Below are 294 nucleotides of genomic sequence, written 5' to 3'. Positions count from 1 at the left end.
CTTGATTAAGGTGTTACAGGTGCTTTTACAAATGTCGGCACCCCATCAAAACTAATTGTAAATTCAATTTCCCCCTTGCTATTGGCGTCTCCTCCGGGAGATTTGATTTCGGAAATAGTTGCCCTACCTTCCCATTTGTCTCCATTTGGTTCAGTAACCCTGAACTCTGTTTTACGTTCTGGACCTACTTTGTGAACCTTGCTCAAGATATAATCTTGTGCTTTATCACCATAATATCTATGTCCTTCAAATCCATATCCCATCATAAACCCAGTAATGTCACGTTCAGCTGCA

The 294-nt window shown here is 40.8% G+C and carries 1 protein-coding gene; it reads right to left on the bottom strand.

Features of this window, described 5'->3' with window-relative positions:
• Positions 1 to 5 precede the first annotated feature (5 nt).
• Positions 6 to 294 (bottom strand): phage tail tube protein (locus SB753_RS36280; protein WP_410804941.1); only part of this gene is annotated, 289 nt, incomplete at its 5' end.

The organism is Paraburkholderia sp. SIMBA_053 (assembly GCF_046534895.1).
In the GTDB taxonomy this organism is placed as follows: domain Bacteria; phylum Pseudomonadota; class Gammaproteobacteria; order Burkholderiales; family Burkholderiaceae; genus Paraburkholderia; species Paraburkholderia caledonica.
The sequence above is the reverse complement of the archived record's forward strand: the minus strand, read 5'-3'. Positions and strand labels throughout refer to the sequence as shown.